This is a genomic window from Chitinophaga sp. (genome assembly GCF_035538455.1).
Lineage (GTDB): Bacteria > Bacteroidota > Bacteroidia > Chitinophagales > Chitinophagaceae > Chitinophaga.
On record NZ_DATLKJ010000086.1, the window covers coordinates 1 to 5,072 of the forward strand.

At 47.3% G+C, this 5,072-nt stretch carries 4 protein-coding genes; all 4 read left to right on the plus strand.

Going from position 1 to position 5,072, the window contains the following annotated elements:
- Positions 1-573: 573 nt before the first annotated feature.
- Positions 574-957, plus strand: a complete 384-nt coding sequence (locus tag VM802_RS09990) for a DUF3127 domain-containing protein (RefSeq protein ID WP_325529898.1) — start codon at positions 574-576, stop codon at positions 955-957.
- A gap of 124 nt (positions 958-1,081) precedes the next feature.
- Positions 1,082-2,641 (plus strand): NAD(P)/FAD-dependent oxidoreductase, encoded by a 1,560-nt coding sequence (locus VM802_RS09995; RefSeq protein WP_325529900.1) that lies wholly within the window; start codon positions 1,082-1,084, stop codon positions 2,639-2,641.
- A 58-nt stretch (positions 2,642-2,699) separates the two neighbouring features.
- Positions 2,700-3,641, plus strand: a complete 942-nt coding sequence (locus tag VM802_RS10000) for an ABC transporter ATP-binding protein (protein ID WP_325529902.1) — start codon at positions 2,700-2,702, stop codon at positions 3,639-3,641.
- A 17-nt stretch (positions 3,642-3,658) separates the two neighbouring features.
- Positions 3,659-4,966: an ABC transporter permease gene (locus VM802_RS10005; protein WP_325529904.1), complete on the plus strand. Its 1,308-nt coding sequence runs from the start codon at positions 3,659-3,661 to the stop codon at positions 4,964-4,966.
- The last annotated feature ends 106 nt before the right edge of the window (positions 4,967-5,072 follow it).

Genomic DNA, 5,072 nt, shown 5'->3' on the forward strand with positions numbered 1-5,072 from the left:
AAGTTTTATTCATTGAGATAAAATAAATTAGTTGTTTCTTAATTAAGGATGCTGCTTAGTTCACGAATTTTAGAAATCTCCCAACGCAGGATGTTGAAAAATTTTCAGACAGGACGACGAATATCTGTAGAAAATGTTGAAAAAAAAAATTTATCTACCCTTGTTTATATTCCACTGATTACAGTGTCGCTACACTCGCCGTTAACCCGTCGCTAATGCTTTGCTGCTCTACAATTACGGGACATTCCAGTATCATAAATACAGCTGATTAACAATCGCTTTTTACCTATCGTTGTCTTTTTTATCATAAATATGGATATATACCTGATAAAATAATATCGTAGCTTTTCTCTTCCCGAAAACCGCCACAGAAAAAGCAGTGAGATATTCACAAAATTTTCTGCGAGGGTGCAAAACTATGTTAGTATCTCCATTTAAAAAAATGTGTTTCTCGCTAGTTATTACCGAACTATTTACTTATATACCCGCACGCGTGCTTCTATAGAAAAAAATTTGCCGCTACACTGCCTAATATCTTATCTTTGACCCTTCTGAATTTAAAATAATTTTTCTATGAGTTTTGAAATTACCGGAAAGCTGATTGTGAAGTACAACACGGTACAGCGTAGCGAAACTTTTAAAACAAGAGAGTTCGTTATCGAGAAATCTGATGATATCAATGGCCGTGTTATCAACAACTATATTAAGTTCCAGTCGGTACAAGACCGCACTAGCATCGTTGACCGGTTTAATGAGGGTGAAAACGTTAAAGTTTATTTCAATATCAAAGGCACCCGCTGGGAAAAGGATGGCAAAGTGAACTATATCACCAACCTCGATGCCTGGCGCATGGAATCCGTAATGGCAGCTCCCGCTCCCGGCGCAGATCCAATGCCTAACTACAATACTCCGCAGATGCCCGCCGGTGGCGACGGTAGCGATGACCTACCCTTCTAATCAGCATCCGCTTTTATCATTCAGCAATCAGGAGTTAGCTTTTAGTATCTTTGCTACCAGCTAACCCTTGGTTGCTGAATGCTTTCATATATATACATAACATCTTTAGGATAACTACCTAACCATGCAACAACAAATCTCTGTCAAGCTACTGCCCGCTGATGCGGCACAACCTTCACGCATAACTTCGGAAGCCGCTTCGGTCCTGGGCATCAAAGCTCATTCCATCACCGGCTACCAGCTCATCAAACGTTCCATTGACGCCCGCTCCAGGCAGGTCTACTTCGTACTCACCCTCCTCGTATTCGTCAATGAGCCCTTTCATGAAAAACAACTCAATCATCCCATATACAAAGCACTCCCTGCAGATGCGCCCCGCGTTCTGATCGCCGGCGCCGGACCTGCCGGCCTCTTTGCCGCACTCCGGCTCATCGAATCCGGCATCAAACCTATTATACTGGAACGTGGTAAAGACGTACGCGCAAGACGCCGCGATCTCGCAACCCTCAATAAAACAGGCATTGTCAATCCTGACTCCAACTACTGCTTCGGCGAAGGCGGAGCAGGTACCTATTCCGATGGTAAACTCTATACCCGCTCTAACAAGCGCGGCGATATTAACCGCATCCTCAATATTTTCGTCCACTTCGGCGCAGAAGAGAAAATCATGATCGATGCACACCCCCATATCGGTACAAACAAGCTCCCGCATATCATCACCGCTATGCGCGAACAAATCATCGCATGTGGCGGCGAAGTACATTTCGAACAGAAAGTAACTGCCATCAACATCAGCAATGGTGCGGTAACCGGCGTACAAACAGCCAATGGTATCTCCCACGAAGGCAAACACCTGATCCTTGCCACCGGCCACTCCGCCAGAGATATATTCATAATGCTGCATCAACAGAACATCCTTGTAGAAGCCAAACCATTTGCACTCGGCGTGCGCGTGGAACATCCACAAGAACTGATTGACAACGCTCAGTATCACTGCGCAGTGCGCGGCGAATACCTCCCCCCAGCCAGCTACAGCCTCGTAGAGCAGGTAGAAGGCCGCGGCGTATTCTCCTTCTGCATGTGCCCCGGCGGTATCATAGCCCCGGCTTCCACCGATCCCGGCGAACTAGTGGTGAATGGATGGTCTCCCTCCAAAAGAGATAACCCCTACGCCAACTCCGGTATGGTAGTAACGGTAGACGAAACAGACTTCGCACCATTTGCCCACCACGGCCCACTCGCAGCCATGTACTACCAACAGGCTGTAGAACGTAGCGCCTATCAGGCAGGCGGCGGAAAATTCGTAGCCCCCGCACAACGAATGACCGACTTCGTCAACAGAAAAATATCATCATCTTTACCCGGCTGTTCTTATCTACCAGGCGTAAATAGCACAGATCTCAGCACCGTGTTACCTCCCGCCGTACATAAAAGACTCGCAGGCGCCTTCAAGGCATTCGGACGCAAAATGAAAGGATACTACACCTCCGACGCCATACTCGTGGCCACCGAATCACGTACCTCTTCCCCCGTACGCATTCCCCGCAACAACGACACACTGGAACATCCACAAGTAGCCGGCTTATACCCCTGTGCAGAAGGCGCTGGCTATGCAGGCGGCATCGTATCCGCAGCAATGGATGGAGAACGCGTGGCCGCAATCATTGCTGCTAAACAACCATAGCAGTTTTCATGATACAATTAGTGGTTAATTATTCATGATTAATCACTAAATTTTCATCATGAATCTCCTGGAAGTAAAACACCTGAAAAAGTACTATGCCACCCACAAAGCGGTAGATGATATCAGCTTTGACATCCGGCAGGGTAGTATCTTCGGCCTGCTGGGCCCCAACGGTGCCGGCAAAACTACATTGCTGCGCATGATCACCGGCATCTTCTATCCCGATGATGGCAATATCCTCTTCAACGGACATCCCTTCGATCCGCCAAATGACCTGCATCAGATCGGTTACATGCCGGAAGAAAGAGGTCTGTACAAAAAAATGAAAGTAGGTGAACAAACCCTATATCTGGCGCGTTTAAAAGGATTGACAGAAAAGGACGCTCTACAGAAAATAAAATTCTGGTTCGAAAAATTCGAGATCAACTCCTGGTGGAACAAACGGATTGAAGAACTCAGCAAAGGCATGCAACAAAAGGTGCAATTTATCTCCACCATCATGCATGACCCCAAACTGCTGATACTGGATGAACCTTTTTCCGGACTGGACCCTATCAACTCCAACCTGATTAAACAGGAAATATTCGATCTCAGTAAAAAAGGTACAACCATTATCTTCTCTACCCACCGCATGGAACAAGTAGAGGAAATATGTGACCATATTATGCTCGTCAACAAAGGCCGCAAAATACTGGATGGCAGCGTAAAACAGATCAAACAGGATTTTAAACAGGGACTCTTTCGTATAGGCCTCAGCGTTACCCCCAATGCCGCACAGATGGCCACCTACCATTTCAACATCGTTGCTGTACACGAGCAGGCTTTCACCGTAAAGCTCAACGAAGACAGCTCCACCAACGACATCCTCCTGCACTTCATCCGCCAGGATATTCCCGTCGTCTATTTTGAAGAAATACTTCCCTCCATCAACGAAGTGTTCATCTCACAGGTACAGCAAACAGAACATGCTGACCTTAACGCCGTACCACAACCGGCATGACCTTATATACTTATACTATGGAAAAAATATGGCTCATCATAAATAGAGAATTTACAACACGCGTCCGCAAACGCTCCTTCCTCATCGTCACACTCCTCGTGCCGCTGGCATTTGCCGCCATGATCATTGTACCGATACTCCTCGCCACTTCTTCGTCAGAAAAGAAACAAATCGCTGTTATCGATAAAAGCGGCTTCTTCGAAAACAAACTCCCCGACGAAAAAGGCGTCTATTTCAAATATCTCAAAAACCAGAACATCGACAGCCTGAAAACACATTACGAAGACCTTGGCTATTCAGGCGTATTATATATTCCGGCCATCGACATAGAGCGGCCCTCCGGCTTTGAATACTTCAGCAAAGGGCAGGCAAGCATCACCCTCGAAAAAAATATCAATAGCCACATCAACGACGTCATTGAAAAGAAACGCATGGAGCTGCAGGGCATCGACAAATCCAGGCTGGACGCCATCCGGTCTGACGTGGATGTGGAATTCAGAACCGGCAGCGACGAAAAAAAAGGCAATTCCTGGGTGGCTTACGGAGTCGGCTACGCAAGTGGGTTTATCATCTACATCGTACTGCTGCTATTTGGCACTTCCGTGATGCGGGGAGTAATGGAAGAGAAAGTAAACAGGATTGCCGAAGTGATGATCTCCAGCGTGAAGCCTTTCCAACTCATGATGGGCAAAATCATCGGTATTGCCGCAGTGGGTCTCCTGCAATTCCTGATATGGGGCGTGCTGATAACAGTCATATACAGTCTGCTGCCGCTGTTCCTTTCCCCTGACAGCATACATGCCGCCAGCCAGAATGGCGCCATGACCCAGGCCAACAATGAACAAGCCACAGAAGCTATCCGCCGCATCACCGGCGTAGTAGGCAGCATCCACTGGACACTCTTGCTCAGCTGCTTCGTCTTTTATTTCCTCGGCGGCTACCTCTTCTATTCATCCCTGTATGCAGCGGTAGGTAGTCTTGCAAATGAAGACGCTTCAGATATACAACAGCTCAGCTTTCCGATTACACTGCCTATCATTGTGGGTATCATGATCATGATGAAAGCAGTACAGGACCCGGGCAGCCAGCTGGCAGTATGGGGCAGCATCATCCCGTTCACCTCTCCGATGGTAATGATGGCGCGGCTGCCATACGGCGTACCAGGCACCGTTCCTTACTGGCAGCTGATACTGTCTTTCGTGATGCTGATCGGCGGCTTCATATTTACCACGTGGATCGCCGCAAAGATCTATCGTACCGGTATTCTCATGTATGGCAAGAAGATTACCCTGAAAGAAGCCATCAGGTGGATTGTACGCACCTGATCATTGCAGGGCAGATAAACGTTTTATAGTAGCAATAAATTCTTCATGAATAACCCGCAGTACCTCAGCTGCGGGTTTTATTTCGTGTATAAGCGCACTCACCTGG